The sequence below is a fragment of the Pseudomonas sp. BJP69 genome, assembly GCF_007633355.1.
GTDB lineage: Bacteria > Pseudomonadota > Gammaproteobacteria > Pseudomonadales > Pseudomonadaceae > Aquipseudomonas > Aquipseudomonas juntendi.
In genome coordinates, this window is record NZ_CP041933.1 from 4363471 (window position 1) to 4389593 (window position 26123).

Annotated in this window: 23 protein-coding genes and 1 tRNA gene; 17 read left to right on the plus strand and 7 right to left on the minus strand. The window is 64.4% G+C overall.

Going from position 1 to position 26123, the window contains the following annotated elements:
• Positions 1-5 precede the first annotated feature (5 nt).
• Entirely contained in the window at positions 6-812 is an 807-nt protein-coding gene (locus FPB55_RS20410; RefSeq protein ID WP_009684772.1) for an HDOD domain-containing protein, read from the plus strand.
• A 48-nt stretch (positions 813-860) separates the two neighbouring features.
• On the opposite strand, the gene FPB55_RS20415 is transcribed toward FPB55_RS20410, so the two are convergent.
• Together FPB55_RS20415 and FPB55_RS20420 are read right to left on the minus strand one after the other, a co-directional pair.
• Complete coding sequence (locus FPB55_RS20415; protein ID WP_009684773.1) at positions 861-2240, minus strand: sensor histidine kinase; 1380 nt, start codon at positions 2238-2240, stop codon at positions 861-863.
• Positions 2233-2904, minus strand: a complete 672-nt coding sequence (locus tag FPB55_RS20420; protein WP_009684774.1) for a response regulator — start codon at positions 2902-2904, stop codon at positions 2233-2235. The genes FPB55_RS20415 and FPB55_RS20420 overlap by 8 nt, the downstream gene beginning before the upstream one ends.
• Positions 2905-3101: 197 nt before the next feature.
• Here FPB55_RS20420 and FPB55_RS20425 point away from each other — a divergent pair, with 197 nt between their 5' ends.
• From FPB55_RS20425 to FPB55_RS20445, 5 genes are all read left to right on the plus strand, one after another.
• Positions 3102-4391 (plus strand): OprD family porin, encoded by a 1290-nt coding sequence (locus tag FPB55_RS20425; protein WP_009684775.1) that lies wholly within the window; start codon positions 3102-3104, stop codon positions 4389-4391.
• 45 nt (positions 4392-4436) lie between these two features.
• Positions 4437-5417 carry a tripartite tricarboxylate transporter substrate binding protein gene (locus tag FPB55_RS20430; RefSeq protein ID WP_009684776.1) on the plus strand — a complete coding sequence of 327 codons (981 nt, stop codon included), beginning with the start codon at positions 4437-4439 and terminating at the stop codon, positions 5415-5417.
• A gap of 182 nt (positions 5418-5599) precedes the next feature.
• A complete protein-coding gene (locus tag FPB55_RS20435) occupies positions 5600-6058 on the plus strand; it encodes a tripartite tricarboxylate transporter TctB family protein (RefSeq protein ID WP_009683063.1) in 459 nt (152 codons plus the stop codon).
• A 3-nt stretch (positions 6059-6061) separates the two neighbouring features.
• A complete protein-coding gene (locus FPB55_RS20440) occupies positions 6062-7576 on the plus strand; it encodes a tripartite tricarboxylate transporter permease (RefSeq protein ID WP_009683064.1) in 1515 nt (504 codons plus the stop codon).
• Positions 7569-8597: an AbrB family transcriptional regulator gene (locus FPB55_RS20445; protein WP_115295358.1), complete on the plus strand. Its 1029-nt coding sequence runs from the start codon at positions 7569-7571 to the stop codon at positions 8595-8597. The genes FPB55_RS20440 and FPB55_RS20445 overlap by 8 nt, the downstream gene beginning before the upstream one ends.
• A gap of 60 nt (positions 8598-8657) precedes the next feature.
• Here FPB55_RS20445 and ung read toward each other — a convergent pair whose 3' ends face one another.
• A complete protein-coding gene (gene ung, locus FPB55_RS20450) occupies positions 8658-9350 on the minus strand; it encodes a uracil-DNA glycosylase (RefSeq protein ID WP_009683066.1) in 693 nt (230 codons plus the stop codon).
• Between the two features lie 126 nt (positions 9351-9476).
• On the opposite strand from ung, the gene FPB55_RS20455 reads away from it, so the two are divergent.
• Positions 9477-10583 (plus strand): enoyl-CoA hydratase/isomerase family protein, encoded by a 1107-nt coding sequence (locus tag FPB55_RS20455; RefSeq protein ID WP_144189153.1) that lies wholly within the window; start codon positions 9477-9479, stop codon positions 10581-10583.
• A 12-nt stretch (positions 10584-10595) separates the two neighbouring features.
• Here the strand turns inward: FPB55_RS20455 and FPB55_RS20460 are convergent, their stop codons facing one another.
• Positions 10596-11054, minus strand: a complete 459-nt coding sequence (locus tag FPB55_RS20460; RefSeq protein ID WP_144189155.1) for a hypothetical protein — start codon at positions 11052-11054, stop codon at positions 10596-10598.
• Between the two features lie 212 nt (positions 11055-11266).
• Between FPB55_RS20460 and FPB55_RS20465 the strand changes: the two genes are divergently transcribed.
• From FPB55_RS20465 to FPB55_RS20485, 5 genes are all read left to right on the plus strand, one after another.
• Complete coding sequence (locus FPB55_RS20465) at positions 11267-12742, plus strand: diguanylate cyclase (protein ID WP_144189157.1); 1476 nt, start codon at positions 11267-11269, stop codon at positions 12740-12742.
• Positions 12739-12951 carry a cysteine-rich CWC family protein gene (locus tag FPB55_RS20470; RefSeq protein WP_144189159.1) on the plus strand — a complete coding sequence of 71 codons (213 nt, stop codon included), beginning with the start codon at positions 12739-12741 and terminating at the stop codon, positions 12949-12951. The genes FPB55_RS20465 and FPB55_RS20470 overlap by 4 nt, the downstream gene beginning before the upstream one ends.
• Before the next feature lie 9 nt (positions 12952-12960).
• Positions 12961-13653, plus strand: coding sequence for a 16S rRNA pseudouridine(516) synthase (locus tag FPB55_RS20475; protein ID WP_144189161.1), 693 nt, complete (start codon positions 12961-12963; stop codon positions 13651-13653).
• Positions 13654-14110: 457 nt separating this feature from the next.
• Positions 14111-14998 (plus strand): alpha/beta hydrolase, encoded by an 888-nt coding sequence (locus FPB55_RS20480; RefSeq protein WP_009683072.1) that lies wholly within the window; start codon positions 14111-14113, stop codon positions 14996-14998.
• A gap of 110 nt (positions 14999-15108) precedes the next feature.
• Positions 15109-15182 (plus strand) — tRNA-Gly (locus FPB55_RS20485).
• A 2-nt stretch (positions 15183-15184) separates the two neighbouring features.
• On the opposite strand, the gene FPB55_RS20490 is transcribed toward FPB55_RS20485, so the two are convergent.
• A complete protein-coding gene (locus tag FPB55_RS20490) occupies positions 15185-15367 on the minus strand; it encodes a hypothetical protein (protein WP_144189163.1) in 183 nt (60 codons plus the stop codon).
• On the opposite strand from FPB55_RS20490, the gene FPB55_RS20495 reads away from it, so the two are divergent.
• On the plus strand, positions 15366-17072 hold the full coding sequence (locus FPB55_RS20495; protein WP_144189165.1) for a SulP family inorganic anion transporter: 1707 nt from the start codon (positions 15366-15368) through the stop codon (positions 17070-17072). The genes FPB55_RS20490 and FPB55_RS20495 overlap by 2 nt on opposite strands.
• A 63-nt stretch (positions 17073-17135) precedes the next feature.
• Positions 17136-18146 carry a DUF4917 family protein gene (locus FPB55_RS20500; RefSeq protein ID WP_144189167.1) on the plus strand — a complete coding sequence of 337 codons (1011 nt, stop codon included), beginning with the start codon at positions 17136-17138 and terminating at the stop codon, positions 18144-18146.
• 39 nt (positions 18147-18185) lie between these two features.
• Here FPB55_RS20500 and FPB55_RS20505 read toward each other — a convergent pair whose 3' ends face one another.
• Both FPB55_RS20505 and FPB55_RS20515 read right to left on the minus strand, forming a co-directional pair.
• Positions 18186-19400, minus strand: coding sequence for an SAM-dependent methyltransferase (locus FPB55_RS20505; RefSeq protein ID WP_144189674.1), 1215 nt, complete (start codon positions 19398-19400; stop codon positions 18186-18188).
• 338 nt (positions 19401-19738) lie between these two features.
• Positions 19739-20356, minus strand: a complete 618-nt coding sequence (locus FPB55_RS20515) for a TPM domain-containing protein (RefSeq protein ID WP_009683078.1) — start codon at positions 20354-20356, stop codon at positions 19739-19741.
• Between the two features lie 185 nt (positions 20357-20541).
• On the opposite strand from FPB55_RS20515, the gene bglX reads away from it, so the two are divergent.
• The 3 genes from bglX to FPB55_RS20530 all read left to right on the plus strand — a co-directional run bounded on the left by bglX (position 20542) and on the right by FPB55_RS20530 (position 26037).
• Positions 20542-22833 (plus strand): beta-glucosidase BglX, encoded by a 2292-nt coding sequence (bglX, locus tag FPB55_RS20520; protein ID WP_115294661.1) that lies wholly within the window; start codon positions 20542-20544, stop codon positions 22831-22833.
• Between the two features lie 121 nt (positions 22834-22954).
• Positions 22955-24721, plus strand: a complete 1767-nt coding sequence (locus FPB55_RS20525; RefSeq protein ID WP_144189171.1) for an ATP-binding protein — start codon at positions 22955-22957, stop codon at positions 24719-24721.
• Entirely contained in the window at positions 24706-26037 is a 1332-nt protein-coding gene (locus FPB55_RS20530; RefSeq protein ID WP_115294663.1) for a sigma-54 dependent transcriptional regulator, read from the plus strand. The genes FPB55_RS20525 and FPB55_RS20530 overlap by 16 nt, the downstream gene beginning before the upstream one ends.
• Positions 26038-26123 lie beyond the last annotated feature (86 nt).

Below are 26123 nucleotides of genomic sequence, written 5' to 3' on the forward strand. Positions count from 1 at the left end.
CGCCCATGAACAAGCTGGCCGAGATGGTTCAAGCACAGTTGCTCGATGCCATCGAAAAGGATGACCTGGTCCTGCCGACCCTGCCCGAAGTTGCCTTGAGCATCCGTGAGGCGGCAGAAGACAGCGAGATCAGCGTAGCGGCCCTGAGCAAGGTGATCGGCCGTGATGCGGCGCTTTCGGCGCGCCTGATCAAGGTCGTCAACAGCCCACTGCTGCGCGCGGCGGTAGAAGTGACCGACCTCCACACCGCCATCACGCGGCTGGGCATCAACTACAGCTGCAACCTCGCCATCGGTCTGGTCATCGAGCAGATTTTCCACGCCCGCTCGTCGGCCGTGGAACAAAAATTGCGGGAAATCTGGGCCAACAGCCTGGAAGTGGCGGGCATCAGTTACGAAATCACGCGCCGCTACACCCAGCTCAAACCTGAGCAGGCGACCCTGGGTGGGCTGGTCAACCAGATTGGCGCGCTGCCCGTGCTGATCTACGCCGAAGAGCACAACGAACTGCTGTCCGACCCGGTGTGCCTGCATTATGTGATCGAGCAGATCCAGCCGGCGCTGGGTGACAAGATTCTCAAGGCGTGGGAGTTTCCGGAGCAATTGGTCAACCTGCCCTCGCAGGTTCAGGACCTGGACCGCCAGACTGACAAGGTCGACTACATCGACATCGTGCAGATCGCGCGTTGCATCAGCCAACGTGGGCGCCAGCGGCCGTTGGCGGCGCTGCCGGCGTACCGCCACCTGGGCTTGCCGTTCGGTACCGAGCTTGAGGTGGAAGAGCTGCTTGAGGCGCGGAGCATGTTGCGCTGACCCGCTCAAACCTGCGCTGGCCGGCGGTGGGCCAGCACAGGCACCGCGTCAGTCCGCGATAAAACTCACCCGTACCCGCAACCCGCCCTTCGCGCCATCATGCAGGCTCACCTGCGCCAGGTGCGCCCGGCAGATCTCGCCCACGATGGCCAGCCCCAACCCGCTGCCCTGCGCACTGCGCCGGTAGAATCGCTCGAAGACCCGCTCGCGCTCAGCCTCGGGAATGCCAGGCCCGTCGTCTTCCACTTCCAGCACGGCCGGGGCCAGCACGCGAATGATCACATTGCCGCCCTGCGGTGTATGCGCCAGGGCATTGTCCACCAGGTTGCTCAACAGCTCGTTGAGCAACGTCGGCTCGCCCTTCAGCCAAACCGGCGCCTCGGCCTCCAGCGCCAGCGCAACGCCGCGCTTGTGCGCCAGGGGCGCCATGGCCATGCCCAGCTCCCGGGCCAGTTGGCTCAAGTCCAGGCGCTGCGCACCGCCCTCGGCAATCGCCCGCGCGCCGTTCTCCACCCGTGCCAATGACAGCAACTGGTTGGCCAGGTGGGTCAACCTGTCGGTGCCCTGGGCGGCAGACTCCAACGTTTCCCGCCACGCCTGCGGCTCTGGCGAGCGCAGGCCCAACTCGACGCGCGCCTTCAAGGCCGCCAGCGGCGTGCGCAGTTCGTGCGCGGCATCGGCAATGAACTGGGCCTGGCGCTCGAACTGGCCACGCAGGCGTTCAGTGAAATGGTTCAAGGCACGCACCAATGGGCCCAACTCACGCTGCACCTGCACCACCGGCAGCGCCCGCAGGTCGTCGGGCTGGCGCTCCTCCACCGCTGTGCGCAGGCGCTCCAGCGGCCGCAGCGCCGCACTGACGGCGAACCACACCATCACCAGCGCCGCCAGCGCCAGCATGCCCAGGCGCAGCAAGGTATCGGCCATCAAGCCGCGGGCCATGCTCACCCGCGCCTCCTCGGTCTCGGCCACACGGATTTCCGCCATGCCATTCATGTTCGGCTCGCTCACCGCCTTGAGCAAACTGACCACGCGCACGTCCTGGCCCAGGTAGGTGGCGTTGTAGAACCGCGCCAGCGCCGGGTAATCGTCGGTGCGGGGCGTGCCTGGCGGCGGTGGCGGCAGGTTCTCGTAACCGGAAATCAGCCGCTGCTGGATATCGAGCACGGTGTAGTAAATGCGCCCGGCGCTGTCGTAGGCGAAGGTGTCCAGCGCCACGTAAGGCACGTCGGCGCTCAGCGAGCCATCGCGCTGCGACAGCCCCGCGGCGATGGTCCGTGCCGAGGCCAGCAGGGTACGGTCGTAGGCGGTATCGGCAGCCTCGCGACCATTCCAGTAGGCGCTCAGGCCGCTGGCCAGCATCAGCACCACCAGCAGCAACGCCAGGTTGCCCATCAAGCGCCCGCGCAGGCTGCCATTGTCACGCATCGCGATGCTCTAGCAGGTAGCCCAGGCCACGGAAGGTGACGATGGCTACCGGCTGGCCGTCGAGCTTCTTGCGCAAGCGGTGGATGTAGATTTCGATGGCATCGGGGCTGGCCTCCTCGTCCAGGCCGAAGACCTGGGCGGCCAGCTGCTCCTTGCTCATCACCCGGCCCGGGCGGGCGATCAGCGCCTCCAGCACACTCTGCTCACGGGAGGTCAGGGTCAGGTTGTCGTCGCCAAGGGCAAAACGCCGGGTATCAAGGTCGTACACCAACGGCCCGCAGCGCTGCTGGCGCTCCCCACCGAGCACGCTGCGCCGCAGCAGGGCTTTGACCCGGGCTTCCAGCTCGGTCAGCTCGAACGGCTTGGCCAGGTAGTCATCGGCCCCCAGATTCAGGCCGTGGACCCGGTCCTTGACGTCGCTGCGGGCGGTCAGCATCAACACCGGCAGGGTCTTGCCGCGCCCACGCAAACGCGCCAGCACTTCAAAGCCATCCATGCGCGGCAAGCCGACATCCAGCACGGCCACTGCGTATTCTTCGCTGGCCAGGGCCAGGTCGGCGGCCACGCCGTCATGCAGCACATCCACGGTCAGGCCCAGGCTTTTCAAGGCCAAGGCCACGCTTTCGGCCAGTTGCAGGTGGTCTTCGACCAGCAGCACACGCATCGGTTTCTCCCTGTCGGCTGGGGCAATGGCGCGGAGTGTACCGCTGTCGCCGGGCCTGTGAAGCCCCATGTGGCAACCTTTCAGGTTGAAAGGTTAGCGAAAGGTTCGTTGCCTAGCATCGCCCTACGGTCGCGCCTCGCACCGAAAAAAGCACCAGCAAGGTGCAACGAATAAGAACAAAAACGGAGTCACCGACGATGCTGTCAGCACAGCCGCAGGCGTTTGCGCCTACCCGTTCCTTTGCCTCACGCCCCAGCACCCTCGCCAGCGCCCTGGCGCTCGCCGGTGTCGCCCCGCTGAGCCAGGCCGCCTTCTTCGAAGACAGCACGGCCACCTTCGAAACCCGCAACATGTACTTCAACCGCGATTTCCGCGACGGCACCAGCGCGCAACAATCCAAGCGCGATGAATGGGCCCAGGGCTTCATGCTCAACTTCGAGTCCGGCTACACCGATGGCACCGTAGGCTTCGGCGTGGACGCGCTGGGCATGCTCGGTATCAAGCTCGACTCCAGCCCGGACCGCACCGATACCGGCCTGCTGCCGACCCACGATGACGGCAAGGCTGCCGACGAATATTCCAAGCTGGGCTTGACCGGCAAGGTCAAGGTCTCCCAGACCGAACTGAAGATCGGCACGCTGATCCCCGAACTGCCGACCCTGCAACCGAACGACGGCCGGATCCTGCCGCAAACCTTCGAAGGCGGCCTGCTCACCTCGAAGGAAATAAAGGGCCTGACGTTCACTGGCGGGCGCCTGGACAAAGCCAAGGACCGTAACGACACCAATTGGGAAGATCTGGCCCTGAACAACAAGAATGGCCGCTTCGGTGGTTCGTTCAGCGCCGATCACCTGGCCCTGGGTGGGCTCGACTACCAGTTCACCGACCGTATCACCGGCAGCTATCACTTCGCCCAGCTCGACGATATCTACCGCCAGCACTTCATCGGCATGGTCGCCACCCAGCCGTGGGGCCCAGGCACCCTCGGTGCCGACCTGCGCCTGGCCATCAGCGACGACGCCGGTGCCGCCAAGGCCGGCAACATCGACAACACCACGTTCAACGGCATGCTCAGCTACGCCCTGGGTGGGCACAAGGTCAGTGGCGCGTGGCAGCAATTGTCGGGCGACAGCGCGTTCCCTTATGTGGATGGCGCCGACCCCTATCTGGTCAACTTCGTGCAGATCAACGACTTCGCAGGCAAGGACGAGCGTTCCTGGCAGGCGCGCTACGACTACAACTTCGCCGCCCTGGGCGTGCCCGGCCTGACCTTCATGACCCGCTACATCAGCGGCGACAATGTCAGCCGCGCCGCCGGTGGCGAAGGCAAAGAGTGGGAACGCGACACCGAAATGAAGTACGTCGTACAAAGCGGCCCGTTGAAGAACGTGGCCGTGCGTTTGCGCAACGCCACATTCCGCTCCAACCTCGCCCGCGATGCCGACGAAGTACGGCTGCTGGTGAGCTACAGCGTGGCGCTGTGGTAAGCCGCTAGCCTAACCCGATAACAACAACACTCACGGAGATCGACGATGACCTTTTCACTGCGCCGCCTCGTCCTCGCTACCGGCTGCCTGCTGTTGGCCGGCAACGCCCTCGCTGCCGAACCGAAACGCCCCGAATGTATTGCCCCCGCCTCGCCGGGCGGTGGTTTCGACCTGACCTGCAAGCTGGTGCAAAGCGCCCTGGTGCAGGAAAAGATCCTCAGCAAACCCATGCGCGTCACCTACATGCCCGGCGGTGTCGGCGCGGTAGCGTACAACGCCGTGGTCGCCCAACGCCCGGCTGATGCCGGCACACTGGTGGCCTGGTCCAGCGGTTCGTTGCTGAACCTGGCCCAGGGCAAGTTCGGCCGCTTCGACGAAAACGCCGTGAAATGGCTGGCCGCGGTCGGTACCAGCTACGGCGCAATCGCGGTGAAGAGCGACTCGCCCTACAAGACCCTCGACGACCTGGTCGCAGCACTGAAGAAAGACCCGAGCAAAGTGGTGATCGGCTCTGGCGGCACCGTCGGCAGCCAGGACTGGATGCAGACCGCCCTGATCGCCAAGGCCGCCGGGATCAACCCGCGTGACCTGCGCTACGTGGCCCTGGAAGGCGGCGGCGAAATTGCCACGGCCCTGCTGGGCGGCCACATCCAGGTGGGCTCGACCGATATTTCAGACTCCATGCCGCACATTCAGAGCGGCAACATGCGCATCCTCGCGGTGTTCTCGGAAAACCGCCTGGACGAGCCGGAGATGAAAGACATCCCGACTGCCAAGGAGCAGGGCTATGACATCGTCTGGCCGGTGGTGCGCGGTTTCTACCTGGGGCCAAAGGTCAGCGACGAGGACTACGCCTGGTGGAAGCAGTCGTTCGACAAGATGCTGGCTTCGCAAGACTTCGCCAAACTGCGTGACCAGCGCGAGCTGTTCCCGTTCGCCATGACCGGCGAAGAACTGGACAGCTATGTGAAGAAGCAAGTGGCTGACTACAAGACGCTGGCCAAGGAATTTGGCCTGATCCAGTAAGCCAGCCGGATCCACCACAATCCCTGTGTAGGAGCGGCCTTGCGTCGCGATCGGGCCGCAAATCGGCCCCTGGGACTGCCTTGCGATGCTTCAGACAGATCGCAGTGGCTGGTTTTGCGGGCGCTTCGCGGCCGATCGCGACGCAAGGCCGCTCCTACAGCGATCCCAACGAGGATTCATTCATGATCCTGCAACGCCTCTTCGCCCTGGTCTTGCTGGCGGTGTGCGCCGTGCTTGCCATAATGGCCTGGCCCTACCAGGCGGCGTTTTCCTACGAGCCGGTGGGCCCGCGTGCCTACCCACTGCTGATGCTCGGCCTGATGGGCCTGGGCCTGCTGTACCTGGCTATCCGCCCGACGCCGATCGTGCGCAAGGACGACGAACCAGAACTGGACCGCGCGACCCTGTTCAAGATCGCCGCGTGTGTCGGCCTGCTGCTGGTTTTCGCCGCCACCTTCGAACCCTTGGGCTTCATTCTCAGTGCCATCCTGGTGGGCCTGCCCATGGCGCGCCTGTATGGCGGCCGCTGGCTGCACAGCGCCATGGTGGTGGTGGGCATGAGCATCTTCCTCTACTGGCTGTTCGACCGCGTGATGGACGTGCCACTGCCCCTTGGCCTGCTGAGCGTACTGGAGAACTGACACATGGATACCTTGAGCTACCTGGGCCAGGGCTTCGGCGTTGCCCTGTCCCCCTATAACCTGGTCACCGCCCTGTCCGGCACCTTGATCGGCACCGTGGTCGGCCTGCTGCCGGGCCTGGGCCCGATCAACGGCGTGGCGCTGCTGATCCCGATTGCCTTCGCCCTCGGCCTGCCGCCAGAATCGGCGCTGATCCTGCTGGCAGCGGTGTACCTGGGCTGCGAGTACGGCGGGCGTATCAGCTCGATTCTGCTGAACATCCCGGGCGAGGCTTCGACCGTGATGACCACCCTCGACGGTTACCCGATGGCCCGCCAGGGCCTGGCTGGCGTTGCCCTGTCGCTGTCGGCCTGGAGTTCGTTCATCGGTGCGCTCATCGCCACCTGCGGCATGGTGCTGTTCGCCCCCCTGCTGGCCAAATGGGCGATTGCCTTCGGCCCCGCCGAGTACTTCGTGCTGATGGTGTTCGCCATCGTCTGCCTGGGCGGCATGGCCGGTGACAAACCGCTGAAAACCTTCATTGCCGCATTGATCGGGCTGTTCCTGTCGGCGGTCGGTATCGACGCCAACAGCGGCGTCTACCGCTTCACCGGCGACAGCGTGCACCTGGCCGATGGCATCCAGTTCGTGGTGTTGGTACTGGGCCTGTTCTCGATCAGCGAAATCCTCCTGCTGCTGGAAAAGACCCACCATGGCCACCAGGCGGTCAAGGCCACCGGGCGCATGCTGTTCAACTTCAAGGAGGCGGCTTCGGTGTTCGTGGTGAATATCCGCTGCGGCCTGCTCGGTTTCATCATGGGCGTGCTGCCGGGCGCTGGCGCCACGCTGGCCAGCGCCGTGGCCTACATGACCGAAAAACGCCTCGCCGGCACCAGCGGCAAGTTCGGCAAGGGCGACGCCCGTGGCCTGGCGGCACCCGAAACCGCCATTGGTGCTTCCTGCTGTGGCGCCCTGGTGCCCATGCTGACGCTGGGCGTACCGGGCTCCGGTACCACCGCGGTGATGATCGGTGCACTGACCCTGTACAACATCACCCCAGGCCCCCTGCTGTTCGAGCAGCAGCCAGACATCGTCTGGGGCCTGATCGCCTCGCTGTTCATCGCCAACATCATGCTGGTGATCCTCAACATCCCGATGATCCGCATCTTCACCCGCATCCTGGCCGTACCAAACTGGGCGCTGGTGCCGGTGATCGCCATCATCACCGCAATCGGCGTGTACGCCGTGCATGCCACCACCTTCGACCTGTTCCTGATGGTCGGCATCGGTATCATGGGCTACATCCTGCGCAAGCTGGACTTCCCGCTGTCGCCGATCCTGCTGGGCTTCATCCTCGGCGGCCTGATGGAACAGAACCTGCGCCGGGCGCTGTCGATTTCCAACGGTGAACTGGGCATCCTCTGGTCAAGCCCCATCAGCCTGTCGGTATGGGTGCTGACCCTGTGCATGCTGACCCTGCCGCTGCTGCGCATCTGGCGCAAACGTGCGCAGCAGCGTCGGGCCATGGCCGATGCCTGACCGGTCACTGCCGCTGTACGTTGCAACCGGGCTGGTCGGCCTTGCTGGGGGTTTTGCCGCCAGCAAGGTCGGCTGGCCTTTGCCGTGGATGATCGGCTCGCTGCTGGCGATCATCCTGGTGCGCTGCCTGACGCCCTGGCAATTGCCGGAAATACCCAATGGCCGCAAATGCGGGCAGTGGGTCATCGGCATCGGCATTGGCCTGCACTTCACCCCGGCGGTGATCGAGCAGGTCGCCAGCCACTTCGTCCTGATTTTCTTCAGCGCGGTGTTCACTACCGTGACCAGCGTGATCAGCGTGTGGCTGCTCAGGCGCAGCGGCGAGGACCGCGCCACTGCGTTCTTCGCCAGCATGCCCGGCGGTTCGGGAGAGATGGTCAACCTTGGCGCGCGCAACGGCGCGGTGCTCAGCCAGGTGGCGGCCGCGCAGAGCCTGCGGGTGCTGGCTGTGGTGTTGTGCGTACCGGCAGTATTCAAGTACCTGCTGGGCGACGGCGTCGCGCTCAACCACGCAGGCAGCGTAAGTTGGAGCTGGTTGGCCCTGATTGCCCCGCTGGGCATTGCCGTGGCCCTGCTGTGGCAGCGCTTGCGCCAGCCCAACCCATGGCTGTTCGGGCCACTGCTGGTGGCCGCCTCGGTGAGCCTGGCCACCAACCTGCAGATCGCCCTGCCCAACGGCGCCAGCCAGATCGGCCAATGGTTGATTGGCAGCGCCCTGGCCTGCCACTTCAACCGCGAATTCTTCCGCCGCGCCCCATCGTTTCTCGCCCGCACCCTGCTGGCCACGGCATTTTGCATGGCCATTGCCGCCCTGGCCGCCTGGGCACTGAGCGTCCTGACGGCACTGGACTTGCGCTCGCTGACACTGGGCATGATGCCAGGCGGGATTGCCGAAATGAGCCTGACCGCAGAGACACTGCAGCTGTCGGTGCCGCTGGTGACGGCTCTGCAGGTGATGCGGCTGCTGCTGGTGCTGTTCCTGGCCGAGCCATTGTTCCGCGCGTGGAACGCCAGGCCTTGATGAACGCAGCGCCCGGCGAGCGGTGAACCCGCTGGCCAGGCGCTGCGCCATTCCACATGACTACAACGGCGGCAACGCCCAGTTGATCGGCGCCAGCCCGCGCTGCTCGAGGAAGCTGTTGGTGCGGCTGAAGTGCCCGCAGCCGAGAAAGCCGCGGTAAGCCGACAACGGTGACGGGTGCACCGACTTCAGCACCAAGTGCTTGGTGCCATCGATCAGCTTCTGCTTGCTCTGCGCATGGGCGCCCCACAGCAGAAACACCACGTGCGGGCACTGCTCGCTGACGACCTGGATGATCCGGTCGGTAAAGTGCTCCCAGCCTTTCTTGGCATGCGAGGCCGCATTCGCGCGCTCGACCGTCATGGTGGTGTTGAGCAGCAGCACGCCTTGCTCGGCCCAGCTTTGCAGGTAGCCGTGGCTGGCGATCGGGATGTTCAGGTCCCGCTGCAACTCTTTGTAGATATTGACCAGCGACGGCGGCGTGGCCACCCCGGGTTGCACCGAGAAGCACAAGCCGTGCGCCTGGCCCGGCCCGTGGTAAGGGTCCTGGCCGAGGATCACCACTTTCACCTGTTGCAGCGGTGTCGAGTTGAGCGCGTTGAAGATCAGCGGCCCTGGCGGGTAGATCTGCTTGCCGGCAGCGTACTCGCTACGCAGGAACTCGCGCAGCTGATGCATGTAGGGCTGGTCGAACTCACCGCGCAACGCGGCCTTCCAGCTGGGTTCGAGTTTGATACGGTCGTCGTCAGTCATGGGGCCTTCCATAAACAATGGCGCGACACTAGGTAAGCCCTACCCGCTTGTCAAACGATCCGACCGACGACCGGCATGATTGGCCATCCAAGCCATACTTGGGCGATGACTTGCGCGAGGTAGTCCATGACCATTCATTGCGAGGTGCTTACCGGCGCCGATGGCGCCCGCATGGGCATCGCCACCCTCGATGCGCCCATGGCGCTCAATGCCCTGACCCTGCCCATGATCGAGGCGCTGGGCGACCAGCTGCAGGCGTGGGCGCGCGACCCCGGGGTGGTCTGCGTGCTGTTGCGTGGCAGCGGCGCCAAGGCATTCTGCGCGGGGGGTGATGTGCGCGCGCTGGCCCAGGCTTGCCGCGATCAACCTGGCAGCGTGCCACCGCTGGCCGCCACCTTCTTCGCCGCCGAATACCGCCTGGACTACAGCCTGCACACCTACCCCAAACCTTTGCTGTGCTGGGGGCATGGCCATGTTCTGGGCGGCGGCATGGGGTTACTGCAAGGCGCCAACGTGCGCATTGTCACACCCAGCAGCCGTTTGGCCATGCCGGAGGTCAGCATCGGCTTGTACCCGGACGTGGGCGCCAGCTGGTTCCTGGCCCGGCTGCCAGGCAAACTGGGGCTGTTCCTTGGCCTGACCGGCGCCCCGCTCAACGCCCGCGATGCCCTGGACCTGGGTTTGGCCGACCGCTTCCTGGGTGAGCACCAGCAAGAAACCCTGGTCGATGAGCTGCTGCAACTGAACTGGCAGGAACACACCGCGTTGCAGCTCAACAGCCTGCTCAAGGCCGAACAGCACCGCGTGTGTGCCGAATTACCGGCCGCTCAATGGTTGCCGCGCCGGGCAGTGATCGACGCGTTGCTCGATGTTGCCGATGCGGCTGCCGCATGGCGCGCGCTGGAAAACCTGAAGCACCATGACGACCCATTGCTGGCCGACGCCGGCCAACGGCTGCAGCAAGGCTGCCCGCTGACCGCCCATCTGGTTTGGGAGCAGATTCGCCGGGCGCGACACCTGTCACTGGCGCAAGTGTTGCAGATGGAGTACTGCATGAGCCTGAACTGCTGCCGCCACCCGGAGTTCAGTGAAGGGGTACGCGCCCGCCTGCTGGACAAGGACAACCAGCCGCGCTGGCACTGGCCGGATGTGGCGCAGGTGCCCGCAGCGGTGGTTGAGGCGCACTTCGCCAAGGTGTGGGAGGGCAGGCACCCGCTGGCGGACCTGGGTTAGTGCAGTGGCTGCCTAGCGCTGCCATTGCCCCTGCCCGCGCGGCCCATCACCTGGCCCACCGCCATTGCCTGGCCCATTGGATTGCCAGCCGCCCCGCGGGTAGCGCTGGCTGCCATCGCGGTAGTCGTGCCGGTTCCGGTCACCCCGGTAGTCATCACGCTGGCGGTTGCCATAGTCATGACGTGGGTTACCGTGCCACTGGGTCACCGGCGGGCGAGGCTGCGGCCGGTAGTTGGGTGCGGGCTGATAGCGGTAACGCGGGGCGGGCTGGTAGTAGTAGCGTGGTGCCGGCTGGTAGTAGTAGCGTGGCTGTGGCGCCACGTAGTAACGGTCATAACGGTAGTACCCGGGCGCTGCATAGCGGTCGCTGGTGTAATAGTCGGAGCGGTAGTAGCTGCCACTCTCGTAGTAAGGCGCGCAGGCGGAAGTCATCGACCCCAGCAGGGCGATCAACAGGATTCGATAGGACATGGCGGCCTCCTGGACCGCTGGAGTGCCCGCACAGCGGCGCTGTCGGGCGTCGATGCGAAATGTGTTCATCGACATTGAATAAGACACCGGTAACAAGGTGCAGTGCCATTCCTGCAATAATTTGATACAGCTGCCCGGGCACCGAAAAACTTGCAGTCATTTCAAGGCCACCTCACTAGAATGGGCGGCTCGGCACACATCATGGGAAGATCATGCCTTTACGTTCCACCCTGTTTTCGCAGCGTTCGCTGATCTTCACCCTCCTGTTGCTGCTGGCCTGCGGCTTTCTCGCCACCTCGCTGCTCAGTTACTTCGCTTCGCGCAGCGCTATCCGTGACGGCATCATCAATACCGAGTTGCCGCTGACCTCCGACACGGTCTACTCGGAAATCCAGAAAGACCTGATTCGCCCGGTACTGATCGCCTCGATGATGGCCCAGGACACCTTCCTGCGCGACTGGGTGCTGTCCGGCGAGCAGGACACCGCACGCATGACCCGCTACCTGGGGGAGGTCATGGGCAAGCAGGACACCTTCACCTCATTTTTCGTGTCCGACCGCACCCTGACCTACTACCAGGCCAAGGGGGTGCTCAAGCATGTCGACCCTGGCGCCTGGCGCGACGCCTGGTACTTCCGCCTGCGTGACCTCAAGGCGCCTTATGAGATCAACGTCGACCTCGACATGGCCAACCATGACAGCCTGACCGTATTCATCAACTATCAGGTGCATGACTATCAGCAACGCTTCATCGGCGCCGCCGGTGTCGGCCTGAGCGTATCGTCGGTGGTCAAGCTGATCGACCGCTATCAACAACGCTACCAGCGCGCGGTGCTGTTCACCGACGCCAAGGGCAAGGTGCTGCTGACCGGCTCGGCAGGCGGCCCGCGTGGCCTACAGGTGGGCCAGCAGCTCAGTGCCAACCCCGAACTGCAGGACCTGCTGGCCGAACGGCCTGTACCCAGTGAAGGCAGCCACGAGTACCGTGACAGCGACCAGCACAGCCACTTCCTCAACGTGCGCCAGTTGCCTGAGCTGGACTGGTACCTGCTGGTGGACAAACGGGAAACCGGCGCGCTCGATCGCATTCGTCACTCGCTGTACCTGAACCTGGCGATCTGCACCATGATCACCCTGGTGGTACTGGCACTGGTACACGCCATGGTCCGCCGCCATCAGGCCAGCACTGAGGCCCTGGCGACCCTCGACAGCCTCACCGGCCTGCTCAACCGGCGCAGCTTCGACCTGCTGGCTGCCCAGGCCCTGCGCGAAGCCCAGCGCGACAGTGGCCCACTGGTGGCGTTGCTGTTCGACCTGGACCACTTCAAGGCGCTGAACGATACCCATGGCCACCTGGCAGGCGACGAAGTGCTGCGCCAGTTCGCCAATGTGCTGCAAAGCAGCCTGCGCCAGTCGGATATACTGTGCCGCTGGGGTGGCGAGGAATTCATCGTGCTGCTGCGTGAAGCCGAGGGTCGGCACGCCATCGAGGTGGCCGAAAAGATCCGCCAGCGCACCGAACAGCTGACCTTCAGCTACGACGACCAGCCACTGCGCCTGACCACCAGCATCGGCCTGAGCAGCCTTCGACCGGGGGATACCCTGCACGCCCTGCTGACCCGCGCCGACCGTGCCCTTTATCGTGCCAAACAGGCTGGCCGCAACCGTGTCTGTAGCGAAACCCCATGACTGATCAGCAACACTGCCCCGCTTGCGGCGCGCTCAACCACTGCAGCCTGGCCGACCCACGCCGCGCCCCCCAGGCCTGCTGGTGCTACGGTGTGACCATCGACCCGAGCGTGCTCCAGGCACTGCCCGCCGCGCTGCGGGACAAGACCTGCCTGTGCCCGCGCTGCGCCGCCGTTGAAGACCAACTCCAATCACGCCCTTCCAGCTGACGCCAAGCCATGCGCCTCGATCGTTTCCTTGCCAACCTGCCCCACTGCAACCGCCAGCAAGCCCGGCTGATGCTGGCCCAGCGCCGTGTGCGCCTGGATGGCCAGGTCATCAGCGACCCGCTGGCCGAGGTGCGGGAGTTCAGCCAGGTGCAACTGGACGAGCAGTTGCTGCAGGCTGGCCGCCCGGCGCGCTACCTGATGCTGCACAAGCCGGCCGGCTGCGTGAGCGCGACCCACGACCCACAGCACCCCACTGTGCTCGAGCTGTTGCCGGCGGCGCTGCGTGCAGACCTGCACATCGCCGGGCGCCTGGACTTCAACACCACCGGCCTGATGATCCTGACCAACGATGGCCAGTGGTCGCGCCGCCTGACCCAGCCAGCGACCAAGCTGCCCAAGCAGTACCTGGTGGAAACCGAGGACGAGATTGCCGAGCACTATGTGGCCAAGTTCCGTGAAGGCTTCTACTTCGCCTTTGAGAACCTCACCACCCAGCCCGCCCAGCTGGACATTCTAGGGCCGCGGCAGGCGCGGCTGGCGATTGTCGAAGGGCGCTATCACCAGGTCAAACGCATGTTCGGTTTTTTCGACAACAAGGTCGTGGGGCTGCACCGGGAGAGCATGGGGGCGATCCGGCTCGACCCGGGGTTGGCGCCTGGGGCCTTTCGGCAACTCACGCCGGAAGAAATAGGCACCGTCTAGCCCGCCCGCGAACTCGCGCAACCTACCGCTGAGCGCGCGCCATACGACCGCTCAGCGCCAAACGTCACAATTAAGCCCGAACGGCACTTGCAGGATCCCCGCCCCCCTGCTTGAATCCCAATCGTCAGTCTGCATGTGACCGCTAAGTCACGATCGTAGACCCAGACACTTTTTGTCGGCCACCCAGGGCCTAGATGCCTTGGGGCACGGCAGATTGCCCGCCATACAACAACACCGTCGACGCAAGTGCCAAGGATCGACACAGGGCCCCGGTTACTCTTCAGGCGAATGCCTACCTGTCATAAAGAACGTGCACCCTGATGTCCTGTTTCGGGAATGCGCTCTCTTTGGAAGTGGCTTGAGTGTTCGGCCAAGCCGCCGCCAACAGTGAACGACCCGTTGCCGCGACAAGCCACCAGGTGACGCGAATACCCTTTTTGCGCCAGGAGTCGATGACATGAGGCCAGAAATCGCTGTACTTGATATTCAAGGTCAGTATCGGGTTTACACGGAGTTCTATCGCGCGGATGCGGCTGAGAATACGATCATCCTGATCAACGGCTCGCTGGCCACCACAGCCTCGTTCGCCCAGACGGTGCGCAACCTGCACCCGCAGTTCAATGTCGTCCTGTTCGACCAGCCCTACGCGGGCAAATCCAAACCGCACAACCGCCACGAACGGCTGATCAGCAAGGAGACCGAGGCGCATATCCTCCTTGAACTGATCGATCACTTCCAGGCCGACCACGTGATGTCGTTCTCGTGGGGCGGTGCCAGCACGCTACTGGCACTGGCGCACCAGCCGCGGTATGTGAAGAAGGCCGTGGTGAGTTCGTTCTCGCCGGTGATCAATGAACCAATGCGCGACTACCTGGCGCGCGGTTGCCAGTACCTGGCCGCCTGCGACCGCTATCAAGTCGGCAACCTGATCAACGACACCATCGGCAAGTACCTGCCGTCGCTGTTCAAGCGGTTCAACTACCGGCACGTCAGCAGCCTGGACAGCCACGAATACGCGCAGATGCACTTCCACATCAACCAGGTGCTGCAACATGACCTGGCACGGGCACTGGATGGCGCGCGCGCTATCGATATTCCGGTGTTGTTCATCAATGGTGAACGCGACGAGTACACCACGGCCGCAGATGCACGGCAGTTCGGCAAACACGTGGGGCGCAGCCAGTTTGGGGTTATCCGCGGTGCAGGACACTTTCTGGACATGGAGACCAAGGCCGCCTGCGAGGACACCCGCAATGCCATGCTGGGCTTCCTCAAGCCAACCCTGCGTGAAGCCCGGCAACGTTACCAGCCGCTGCAACAGGGGCAGCATGCACTGGCTATCTGAGCAACTCGGCGCCTTGGTGCGGATACCCGCCGGCATGAGGCGCCGACACGCTTTTTTTATAACGTGGGCTTCTATTTCGCGCAGGGTTCTGGTAAAAAGTGCGGCGTAAGGCGGGTATAGTTTAGTGGTAAAACGAAAGCTTCCCAAGCTTTAGTTGAGGGTTCGATTCCCTCTACCCGCTCCACATTACATTCCCCCGCATGGCGTTCCGGCAACGTCATCGCTGTCAAAATGAGCGTTCGCTCCTTTTTTCGTTTCTGCCAATCGCTTCGATCTGCTGCTTTCGATGATCAGCAGCATGGCCAATTGCCTGTCGATCCGTTTCAATGCGCCCAGGGTTTCGTGAAACATTTCGAAAGGACGACGCATGTTGCTCTCCCGCTGGCTACCGGGCCTTGCCAACCTGCTGCACTACCGCCGCGAATGGCTGCACGCCGACCTGCAGGCAGGGCTGTCGGTGGCAGCCATCCAGATCCCGATTGCCATCGCCTACGCCCAGATCGTGGGCTTGCCGCCGCAGTACGGCCTGTACGCCTGTGTGCTGCCGATGATGGTCTACGCGCTGATCGGGGGCTCGCGCCAGTTGATGGTCGGCCCCGACGCGGCTACCTGCGCCATGATTGCCGGGGCCGTGGCGCCGCTGGCCTTGGGCGACCCGCAACGCACTGCCGAGCTGTCGGTCATCGTCACCGTACTGGTCGGGGTCATGCTGATTGCCGCTGGCCTGGCGCGGGCCGGGTTCATCGCCAGCTTCTTCTCGCGCCCGATTCTGATCGGCTACCTCAACGGTATCGGCCTGAGCCTGATCGCCGGGCAGTTGTCCAAGGTGGTGGGGTTCAGCATCGAGGGCGACGGTTTCATCCTCAGCCTGATCAACTTCCTCCAACGCCTGGGCGAAATTCACGGGTTGACGTTGTGCATCGGCCTGGCCGCCCTAGGCCTGCTGATCTGGCTGCCACGCCGCTACCCGCGCCTGCCGGCCGCGCTAACGGTGGTGGCGCTGTTCATGCTGCTGGCGGGTCTGTTCGGCCTCGACCGCTTCGGCGTAGCCATACTCGGCCCGGTGCCGGCCGGCATCCCGCAACTGGCCTGGCCACACAGCAACCTGGCAGAAATGAAAAGCCTGCTGCGCGACGCCCTGGGTATCGCCACGGTCAGTTTCTGCAGCGCCATGCTCACCGCGCGCAGTTTCGCTGCCCGGCATGGCTACGCCATCAACGCCAACCACGAGTTCGTGGCGTTGGGCGTGAGCAATCTGGCCGCCGGGGTTTCCCAGGGTTTTGCCATCAGCGGTGCCGATTCGCGCACCGCCGTCAACGACATGGTCGGGGGCAAAAGCCAGCTGGTCGGCATCGTCGCCGCCCTGGTGATCGCCTTGATCCTTTTGTTTTTCACCGCGCCCATGGCGTGGATCCCTCAGGCGGCGCTGGGCGCGGTGCTGCTGATGGCTGGCTGGGGGCTGATCGATATCAAGTCACTGGGCCACATTCGGCGCCTGAGCCGTTTCGAATTCTGGCTGTGCCTGCTGACCACCGTGGGGGTGCTGGGGCTGGGCGTGCTGCCCGGCATCGTGTTTGCCGTGACCTTGGCGATACTGCGCCTGCTGTACAGCATCTACCAGCCTACCGACGCCGTGCTCGGCTGGCTGCCGGGCACCGAAGGCCAGGTCGACATTCGCAAGTTCAAGGATGCGCGGACGGTGCCCGGCCTGGTGGTCTACCGTTTTGACGACGCAATCCTGTTCTTCAATGCCGACTACTTCAAGATGCGCCTTCTCGAGGCGGTGCAAGGCGAGGCCCAGCCCAAGGCCGTGTTGTTCGATGCCGAGGCCGTGACCAGTATCGATGTCAGCGGCATGGCCGCATTGCGTGAAGTGCGCGACACCCTGGCCGCGCAGGGCATTTTCTTCGCCATCGCCCGTGCCCGCGGCAGCTTCCTGCGCATGCTGGTGCGCTCGGGCATGGCGCGCGAGATGGAGGACAAATTGCTGTTCGGTTCGGTGCGCGCCGGCATCCGGGCCTACCGGGTATGGCGTAACCGTAAGCGCAGCGTGCCGACGGCCAGGCAGGGTTGATACCCCTTGCCCCCGCCTGACATGCTAAAGTCGCCCCGCGCCCGCACCACCAATGGACCCAGCATGCCTGCACTCGACGCCCCACTCCTGCCCTGGCCGGAACTTGCCGCCCGCCACCCCTGCGATGCCCTGCTGCTGGGTAACGGCGCCAGCCGCGCAGTGTGGAAGCCGTTCGGCTATTTCTCGCTGTTCGAGGAGGCGCAACGCGCCGGTCGCAAGAAAGGCCTGGCGATCAGCGACCAGGCCCTGTTCAAGTCCTTGGGCACGGAGCTGTTCGAACCGGTGCTCAGCGCGCTCAACACCACCGTGCGCGCCAATGCTGCGCTCGCCATCAACTCCACTGCGCCGCTCAACCGCTATTACTCGATCAAGGAAGCGCTGATCCACGCCGTGCGCACCGTGCATCTGCCCTGGCGGCTGATGCCTCCGGCAACCCTGGCCGTGCTCAATCAGGCCTTGCGTGGCTATCGCAGCGTCTACACCAGCAACTACGACCTGCTGCTGCCTTGGGCCCTGCAACATGCCCCTCAGGGCTTCGCCGACCTGTTCGACGAGCAGGGTTACTTTGATGTGCGCCGGCGCAGCAGCGAGGGTACCCGGGTGATGCACCTGCACGGTGGCTTGCACCTGCTCAAGCAACCCGACGGCACCACCCGTCAACGCAGCGCCGAGAGCGCCGAGCTGCTGGAAGGTTTTGCCGTGAACATTCCCGGTGAGGTGCCGCTGTTCGTCAATGAAGACCGCAGCGACGAGAAACTGCGCGCCATCCGCCACTCGGACTACCTGAGCTGGTGCCTGGGGCAGCTGGCCCAGGAACACCGTGGCCTGTGCCTGTTCGGGCAGCACCTGGACAGCACTGACCAGCACCTGCTCGACGCCATTCGAATGGCCGGGCCCAAGCACCTGGCGATCGCCATTCGGCCGTTGAGTGAAGCGTCGGTGATCAACCAGAAGCAGCATTTCGTCGATCGCCTGGGCGCCATGCCGGGCACGTCACTGCACTTCTTCGATGCCACGACCCATCCGCTGGGCCAGGCATCGCTGTCTATCGAAGCCGTGTTCACCCGAGGTTGAGGCCAGCTTCAAACGCCTGTTGAAGGGGCCAGTGCCGCCTCAAAGCAGCCCGTCAACTCGCAACAGCGTCTCCAGGCAATGCTCCTGCACCCCATAGAACGCCTTGAGCTGAGCGATTTTCTCCAGCAGCGCACGGTTGTCGCCCGGCTGGCGCCGCTTCACCGCAAGAATCATCTTGTTCTTGTTGGTGTGCTCCAGGGAGATGAACTCGAATACCTTGGTCTCATAACCACAGGCCTCCAGGTACAGCGCCCGCAAGCTGTCCGTGAGCATTTCGGCCTGCTGGCCCAGGTGCAGGCCGTATTGCAGCATTGGCTGCAGCAGGCCCGGGCTGTGCAGTTGCGGGCGGATCTGCTTGTGGCAGCACGGCGAACACATGATGATCGCGGCATTGCTGCGGATGCCGGTATGGATGGCATAGTCGGTGGCGATGTCACAGGCATGCAGGGCGATCATCACCTCGATGGCGTCGGGCACCACGCTGCGCACGTCACCACACTGGAACTCCAGGCCCGCATGCTGCAGCCGCACCGCGGCGGCGTTGCACAGGTCGACCATGTCCTGGCGCAGTTCAACCCCGGTCACCTGCGCTTCGCGGCCCAACGTATTGCGCAGGTAATCATGCATGGCGAAGGTCAGGTAGCCCTTGCCCGAGCCAAAGTCGGCCACCCGCAGTACCTGCTGTGCCGGCACCGGGGCGCTGGCCAGGGCGTGGTCGAAGACCTCAATGAACTTGTTGATCTGCTTCCACTTGCGCGACATGGACGGGATCAGTGCCCCCTGCGCGTCGGTCACGCCAAGGTCGCTCAGGAATGGGCGCGACAGCTCCAGGTAGCGTTTTTTCTCACGGTCATGGCCACTGGCGGGCGCGGCCTCGCGCGGGGCTTGTGCGCCATGGCGCTGAAGCATCGGCTTGCCCTTCTTGCTGAAGGTCAGCTGTACTTCGCCGTCGGCATCGAAGAGGTGGGCGTTACGGAAGCTGCCCGGCAGCAACTCGGCCACCAGCGTCAAGGCATCGTCCAGGGCCAGGTTGCGGGTGATGTCTCGGGTCTGGTGACGGTAGACCAGCGACAGGCAGGGCTGGCCCTTGACCTGCAGCGGCTTGGCGATGATTCGTTGCAGGGTCTGGTCGGCACCGACATGGCGCGCCAGCACCAGCTTGCTTAACGTGCCGCCCTGCAGGGCAGCGTTCAGCAGGTCGAGGAACTGGGCGAGTGCGTCCGGCGCGGCGGAAGCGGAATAACTGGCGGGCATGGACAAAGGGGCCTTGGGTAGCGGAACGCTCATTCTACCGTGTGCCGTGCGGCCAGGCATACCTTGGCCACCCACGGCCGCGTCACGCCCAGGCCAGGCGCTGCATAGCTTGTGGCAAACACCTGCCGCAAGCGCGACGCGGCCTGTGTGGGAGCGGGCGAGCCCGCGAAAAACCCAACGCGGTGGCTGGCACCGGCTACGCCGGTGTTCGCGGGCGCGCCCGCTCCCACATGGGCCCGGCTGAATCAACAAGTTATGTATTGTTCAATAGGAGCTGGCGATGGGCTGCACAGCAGCCCCTAACTGCCTGCCCTTATCCAAGTGCGCGCCTGCATGCCTCAGTCGAGAATCACCAGGCGGTTTGGCAGTTCGTTACGCGCATGGGTCGGTGGCACCTGCTCGCTCAGTAACTCGCCGCAGGCCTCGATGCATTCGACAAAACCCTGCAGGGTCCGCCCCTGGCGCACCTGTTCGGCAAGCCGGCTGACGAGTGCCGCCCGAGCGCTGGCATCCAGGCAGTGCTCGATGCCGCGGTCAACCAGTATTTCCACATGCCGCTCCGCCTCGCTGACAAAAATCAGCACCCCCGTGCCAGCCGCCGTACGCTGCAGGTTCAGCTCGCGAAATTGCTGGTGCGCCAGGCGCGAAGCACGCCAGCGGCGCAGCACCCGGGGGATCAGCCAGCCGGCCAGGCGCGGGCTGCGCAGCAGCAGGCACAAGCCGACAAACAGCAGCATGTTGGCCACCAACAAGCCACGCACGCCCGGCCAGCCCAGCAGCCACTGCAGCAGGCCCGGCACGGCCAGTGCCAGCACGGCAGCCCAAAGCAGCGGCCAATACGCATAGTCGTCGGCACGCCGCGCCAGTACCGTCACCAGTTCGGCGTCGGTGTGCCGCTCGGCACGGGCTATGGCTTCGGCAATCTGCCGCTGATCATACTCGTCAAAAGGGGTCATGCCGTCGGTCTCTGCGCTTTCTTATAGTTGTTGTCCCGGCATACGGGGCTTCGTCCGCGGGTGACATATTCAGGCATAATCGGCCGCTGGAAGCATTGCCTGCAAATCGTACAACAATAGCCGCCTGAAAACTTCGGCCGCGCGCGTACCACCCTGGATACGGCAGAGGCCCCACAACGGAACTGATGATGAAACTGTCTTTGCTGGGCCTGGCCATGGGCCTTGCCAGTCAGGCGGCCCTCGCCGCCACCTCCGCCCCGCCCCTGCAAGACAAGCAGGCCTTCATCGACCATCTGGTCAGCCAGATGACCGAAGCCGAGAAAATCGGCCAACTGCGCCTGATCAGCATCGGCCCGGAAATGCCGCGCGACAAGATTCGCGAGGAAATCGCCGCTGGCCGCATTGGCGGTACCTTCAATTCCCGCACCGCGCCGGAAAACCGGCCGATGCAGGATGCGGCCATGCGCAGCCGCCTGAAGATCCCGATGTTCTTCGCCTACGATACCGTCCACGGCGAGCGCACGATCTTCCCGATCGGCCTGGGCATGGCCGCCACCTGGGACATGGACGCGGTGGCCAAAGTGGGCCGCACCGCCGCCATCGAAGCCTCGGCCGACGCCCTGGACATGACCTTCGCCCCCATGGTCGATATTGCCCGCGACCCCCGCTGGGGCCGCACCAGTGAAGGTTTCGGCGAGGATACCTACCTGACCTCGAAGATCGGCCAGGTCATGGTGCGCTCGTTCCAGGGCAGCAGCCCGGCCAACCCCGACAGCATCATGGCCATCGTCAAGCACTTTGCGTTGTACGGTGCAGTAGAGGGCGGGCGCGACTACAACACGGTCGATATGAGCCTGCCGAAAATGTACAACGATTACTTGCCGCCCTACCGCGCCGCACTCGATGCCGGTGCCGGGGGCGTCATGGTGGCGCTGAACTCGATCAACGGTGTGCCGGCCACCTCCAACACCTGGCTGATGAACGACCTGCTGCGCAAGGAGTGGGGCTTCAAGGGGGTGACCATCAGCGACCATGGCGCCATCCAGGAACTGATCCGCCATGGCGTCGCCCGCGATGGCCGCGAAGCCGCCAAGCTGGCTATCAAGGCCGGCATCGACATGAGCATGAACGACACCCTGTACGGCCAGGAACTGCCAGGCCTGCTGAAGTCTGGCGAGGTGAGCCAGCACGAACTGGACCAGGCCGTGCGCGAAGTGCTGGGGGCCAAATACGACATGGGCCTGTTCAAGGACCCGTACGTGCGCATCGGCAAGGCCGAAACCGACCTGAAAGACTACTACGGCAGCGACCGTCTGCACCGCGAAGCCGCCCGTGACGTGGCGCGTCGTAGCCTGGTGCTGCTGGAAAACCACAACCAGACCCTGCCGCTGAAAAAAACCGGCACCCTCGCGCTGGTCGGGCCCCTGGCCGATGCCCCGATCGACATGATGGGCAGCTGGGCCGCCGACGGCAAACCGGCGCATTCGGTCACCGTACGCGAAGGCCTGCGCCGCGCCTTGGAAGGCAAGGCCAAACTGGTCTACGCCAAAGGCTCCAACATCACCGGCGACAAGGCCATCCTCGATTACCTGAACTTCCTCAATTTCGATGCCCCGGAAATCGTCGACGACCCGCGCCCCGCTGCGGTGCTCATCGATGAAGCGGTCAAGGCAGCGCAACAAGCCGACGTGGTAGTGGCCGTGGTTGGCGAGTCCCGCGGCATGTCCCACGAGTCGTCGAGCCGCACCACCCTGGAGATTCCTGCCAGCCAGCGTGAACTGATCAAGGCCTTGAAGGCGACCGGCAAGCCACTGGTACTGGTGCTGATGAACGGCCGCCCGCTGTCGATCAGCTGGGAACGTGAACAGGCCGATGCCATTCTCGAAACCTGGTTCGCCGGTACCGAAGGCGGCAATGCCATTGCCGACGTGCTGTTCGGTGACTACAACCCGTCCGGCAAGCTGGCCATCACCTTCCCGCGCTCGGTCGGGCAGATCCCGATGTACTACAACCACACCCGTATCGGCCGGCCGTTCACGCCAGGCAAACCCGGCAACTACACCTCGCAGTACTTCGAAGAGCCCAACGGCCCGCTGTACCCGTTCGGCTACGGCCTGAGCTACAGCAGCTTCGAGCTGTCGGGCCTGACGCTGTCGGCCAACAACCTCAAGCGCGGCGATACGCTGCAAGCCAAGGTCACGGTGAAGAACACCGGCAAGCTGGCAGGCGAGACCGTGGTGCAGTTGTACCTGCAGGATGTCTCGGCATCGATGAGCCGGCCGGTCAAAGAGTTGAAGAACTTCCAGAAACTGATGCTCAAGCCCGGTGAGACGCGCACCTTGAGCTTCCGCATCAGCGAGGAAGACCTGAAGTTCTACAATGGCCAGTTGCAGCGGGTTGCCGAGCCCGGGGAATTCAATGTCCAGGTCGGGCTCGACTCCCAGGCGGTGCAGCAGCAGAGCTTTGAATTGCTGTAACTGAACGGTCGCCTGTACCGCCCTTTCGCGGGCTTGCCCGCTCCCACAGGTACTCACACGTGGGGGCGGGCAAGCCCGGGTAAGGGCCAGCCCCGATGTCCCAATGACCCGGATCCGCGCCATGCCCTTTTCCTTTCGCGCCCTGCGGCTGGGGCTGATTACCCTGCTGATCCTGCTAGGCACTGCCCTCAGTGCCGGTTGGGCGATGCACCAGGCCAAGCGCCAGGCCATGGAAAACGACGCACAACGTGCCCACCAGCAACTGGGCTTGTACGCCAATACCCTGCATACGCTGATCGACCGCTACCGGGCCCTGCCGGCCGTGCTGGCGCTGGACCCGGAACTGATCGACGCCCTGCGCGGCCCGGTCAGCGAGACGGTGCAAGGCGCCCTGAACCGCAAGCTCGAACGTATCAACGGTGCGGCCAACTCTTCGACCCTCGAACTGCTCGACCACACCGGCCTGGCCGTGGCAGCCAGCAACTGGCGGCTACCCAGCACCTACGTCGGCTCCAACTACGGCTTTCGCCCCTACTTCAAGCAAACCCGCAGCCAGGGTACGGGCCGCTTCTATGCCGTTGGCGTGACCAGCGGGGTACCGGGGTACTTTCTGGCCAGCGCAGTCAACGACGAACATGGCCGTTTTCTCGGCGCCATGGTGGTCAAGCTGGAGTTCCCGGAGCTGGAACGCGAATGGCGCCAGGGCAGCGATATCCTGCTGGTCAGCGATGCCCGCGGCATCACCTTCATTGCCAACCAGGACGGCTGGCGCTACCGCGAGCTGCAGCCACTGAGCGGCGCCGACCGTGCCGAACTCGCCGAAACACGCCAGTACGACAAGCAGCCGCTGGTGCCGCTGCACCATCAGGTGCTCACGCGCTTCGCTGCCAACAGCACCCTCAGCCGCGTGCAAGGCCCCGACGGCAGCGCCGAGTATCTGTGGGAAAGCCTGCCGCTGGCAGGCGAAGGCTGGACCTTGCACCTGCTGCGCAAGCCGCAGGTGGCGGCAGACGGCCGCAATGCCGCCCTCGGCGCTGCTGCCGTATGGTTGAGCCTGGTGTTCGCGGCGTTGTTCATCAGCCAGCGCCTGCGCCTGGCACGGCTGCGCCAGCGCAGCCGGGAAGAGCTCAAGCGCCAGGTCGAGGAACGTACCCGCGAGCTGCGTACCGCCCAGGAGGGCCTGGTGCAATCCGCCAAACTGGCCGCGCTGGGCCAGATGTCGGCGGCCATGGCCCACGAAATCAACCAACCGCTGACGACCCAGCGCATGCAACTGGAAACCGTGCGCCTGCTGCTCGACAATGGCCGGCCTGCCGAAGCGCGGCAGGCACTCGAGCCGCTGGAGCAGATGCTCACGCGCATGGCCGCGCTCACCAGTCACCTCAAGACCTTCGCCCGTAACAGCCCGGTGGGCTTGCGCGAGCGCCTGGACCTGGCCACCGTGGTCGATCAGGCACTGCACCTGCTGGAAACGCGTATCCGTAGCGAAGAGGTCGAGGTCGCGCTGTACCTCGCACGCCCGGCCTGGGTACGGGGCGATGCTATCCGCCTGGAACAGGTGCTGATCAACCTGTTGCGCAACGCCCTCGACGCCATGGCCGACAAACGCTACAAGCGCCTGGAGATCCGCATCGAAGCCGATGGCGCACGGTGGCGCCTGAGTGTGCTCGACTCCGGTGGCGGCATAGCCGAGGCCGACCTGGCCAAAGTCTTCGACCCCTTCTTCACCACCAAGCCCGTGGGCGAAGGGCTGGGCCTTGGCCTGGCGATCTCCTACGGTATCGTCCATGAGGTCGGCGGCCAGCTGCAGGCCGAGAACCTGTCTGGCGGTGCGCGCCTGAGCCTTACCCTGCCCCAAGATCTGGAGCCTGCATGTTCAATTCAGTGATCGTCATCGACGATGAAGCCAGTATCCGCACAGCGGTCGAGCAATGGCTGAGCCTGTCGGGTTTCAACGTGCAGCTGTTTGCCCGCGCCGAAGACTGCCTGAGCCAGCTGCCGAAGCACTTCCCGGGTGTGATCATCAGCGATGTGCGCATGCCCGGCATGGGTGGCCTGCAGCTGCTCGAACGCCTGCAGGCGGACGACCCCGACCTGCCAGTGATCCTGCTGACCGGCCACGGCGATGTCCCCATGGCCGTGGAGGCCATGCGCAACGGGGCCTATGACTTCCTGGAAAAACCCTTCACCCCGCAACATCTGCTGGGCAGCCTGCGGCGGGCTCTGGAAAAACGCCAGTTGGTGCTTGAGAACCGCCGCCTGCACGAGCAGGCCGACCTCAAGTCACGCCTGGAAGGCACGCTGCTGGGCATGTCCCAGGGCCTGCAACTGCTGCGGCGGCAGGTGCTGGACCTGGCCAGCCTGCCGGTCAATGTGCTGATCCGCGGTGAGACAGGCAGCGGCAAAGAACGTGTAGCCCGCTGCCTCCACGATTTCGGGCCACGCGCGGCCAAGCCATTCGTGGCGCTCAATTGCGCGGCCATTCCTGAGGCATTGTTCGAGGCCGAGCTGTTCGGCCATGAGAGCGGCGCCTTCACCGGTGCCCAGGGCAAGCGCGTCGGCAAGCTGGAATATGCCGACGGCGGCACGGTGTTTCTCGATGAAATCGAAAGCATGCCGCTGGCCCAGCAGGCCAAACTGCTGCGGGTGATCCAGGAGCAGAAGCTCGAGCGCCTGGGGGCGAACCAGAGTATCAACGTTGACCTGCGCATCATCGCCGCAACCAAGCCCGACTTGCTGGAGGAGGCCCGTGCCGGGCGCTTCCGTGAAGACCTTGCCTACCGCCTGAACGTTGCCGAGTTGCGCCTGGCGCCTTTGCGCGAACGACGCGAAGACATTCCGCTGCTGTTCGACCACTTCGCCCGCGCTGCTGCCGACCGGCTTGGCCGCGCTGCGCCGCCGCTGTCGGGTGCGCAACTGGCACAACTGCTGGCGCATGACTGGCCAGGTAACGTGCGCGAGCTGGCCAATGCGGCAGAGCGGCATGCATTGGGCCTGGGTTCACCCGGTACCGAGGTGGCCCCTGCCGGGCAATCGCTGAGCGAGCAGATGGAGGCGTTCGAGGCCCAGTGCCTGCGTGCAGCGTTGCGCCAGCATGGGGGCGCGATCAGTGCGGTGATGGAGGCGTTGCAACTGCCGCGGCGAACGCTGAACGAAAAGATGCAGCGGCACGGGTTGTCGCGGGACGATTTTACCGGCCAGTGATAAGCGGAATTCCGCCTATCACTGGCTGGCGATAGGCAGAATTCCGCCCATGCAAAGCACTTTCAGGGCCTGGCTCGCAGGCGCGT

What these genes read in the sequence shown, in the direction of transcription:
- FPB55_RS20505 (WP_144189674.1), bottom strand. Translation starts at nt 19,400, where the DNA reads ATGCCCGCCAGTTATTCCGCTTCCGCCGCGCCGGACGCACTCGCCCAG.
- bglX (WP_115294661.1), top strand. Translation starts at nt 20,542, where the DNA reads ATGATGAAACTGTCTTTGCTGGGCCTGGCCATGGGCCTTGCCAGTCAG.
- FPB55_RS20430 (WP_009684776.1), top strand. Translation starts at nt 4,437, where the DNA reads ATGACCTTTTCACTGCGCCGCCTCGTCCTCGCTACCGGCTGCCTGCTG.
- FPB55_RS20420 (WP_009684774.1), bottom strand. Translation starts at nt 2,904, where the DNA reads ATGCGTGTGCTGCTGGTCGAAGACCACCTGCAACTGGCCGAAAGCGTG.
- FPB55_RS20495 (WP_144189165.1), top strand. Translation starts at nt 15,366, where the DNA reads ATGTTGCTCTCCCGCTGGCTACCGGGCCTTGCCAACCTGCTGCACTAC.
- FPB55_RS20500 (WP_144189167.1), top strand. Translation starts at nt 17,136, where the DNA reads ATGCCTGCACTCGACGCCCCACTCCTGCCCTGGCCGGAACTTGCCGCC.
- FPB55_RS20470 (WP_144189159.1), top strand. Translation starts at nt 12,739, where the DNA reads ATGACTGATCAGCAACACTGCCCCGCTTGCGGCGCGCTCAACCACTGC.
- FPB55_RS20525 (WP_144189171.1), top strand. Translation starts at nt 22,955, where the DNA reads ATGCCCTTTTCCTTTCGCGCCCTGCGGCTGGGGCTGATTACCCTGCTG.
- FPB55_RS20490 (WP_144189163.1), bottom strand. Translation starts at nt 15,367, where the DNA reads ATGCGTCGTCCTTTCGAAATGTTTCACGAAACCCTGGGCGCATTGAAA.
- FPB55_RS20515 (WP_009683078.1), bottom strand. Translation starts at nt 20,356, where the DNA reads ATGACCCCTTTTGACGAGTATGATCAGCGGCAGATTGCCGAAGCCATA.
- FPB55_RS20425 (WP_009684775.1), top strand. Translation starts at nt 3,102, where the DNA reads ATGCTGTCAGCACAGCCGCAGGCGTTTGCGCCTACCCGTTCCTTTGCC.
- ung (WP_009683066.1), bottom strand. Translation starts at nt 9,350, where the DNA reads ATGACTGACGACGACCGTATCAAACTCGAACCCAGCTGGAAGGCCGCG.
- FPB55_RS20465 (WP_144189157.1), top strand. Translation starts at nt 11,267, where the DNA reads ATGCCTTTACGTTCCACCCTGTTTTCGCAGCGTTCGCTGATCTTCACC.
- FPB55_RS20480 (WP_009683072.1), top strand. Translation starts at nt 14,111, where the DNA reads ATGAGGCCAGAAATCGCTGTACTTGATATTCAAGGTCAGTATCGGGTT.
- FPB55_RS20460 (WP_144189155.1), bottom strand. Translation starts at nt 11,054, where the DNA reads ATGTCCTATCGAATCCTGTTGATCGCCCTGCTGGGGTCGATGACTTCC.
- FPB55_RS20475 (WP_144189161.1), top strand. Translation starts at nt 12,961, where the DNA reads ATGCGCCTCGATCGTTTCCTTGCCAACCTGCCCCACTGCAACCGCCAG.
- FPB55_RS20455 (WP_144189153.1), top strand. Translation starts at nt 9,477, where the DNA reads ATGACCATTCATTGCGAGGTGCTTACCGGCGCCGATGGCGCCCGCATG.
- FPB55_RS20435 (WP_009683063.1), top strand. Translation starts at nt 5,600, where the DNA reads ATGATCCTGCAACGCCTCTTCGCCCTGGTCTTGCTGGCGGTGTGCGCC.
- FPB55_RS20445 (WP_115295358.1), top strand. Translation starts at nt 7,569, where the DNA reads ATGCCTGACCGGTCACTGCCGCTGTACGTTGCAACCGGGCTGGTCGGC.
- FPB55_RS20440 (WP_009683064.1), top strand. Translation starts at nt 6,062, where the DNA reads ATGGATACCTTGAGCTACCTGGGCCAGGGCTTCGGCGTTGCCCTGTCC.
- FPB55_RS20530 (WP_115294663.1), top strand. Translation starts at nt 24,706, where the DNA reads ATGTTCAATTCAGTGATCGTCATCGACGATGAAGCCAGTATCCGCACA.
- FPB55_RS20410 (WP_009684772.1), top strand. Translation starts at nt 6, where the DNA reads ATGAACAAGCTGGCCGAGATGGTTCAAGCACAGTTGCTCGATGCCATC.
- FPB55_RS20415 (WP_009684773.1), bottom strand. Translation starts at nt 2,240, where the DNA reads ATGCGTGACAATGGCAGCCTGCGCGGGCGCTTGATGGGCAACCTGGCG.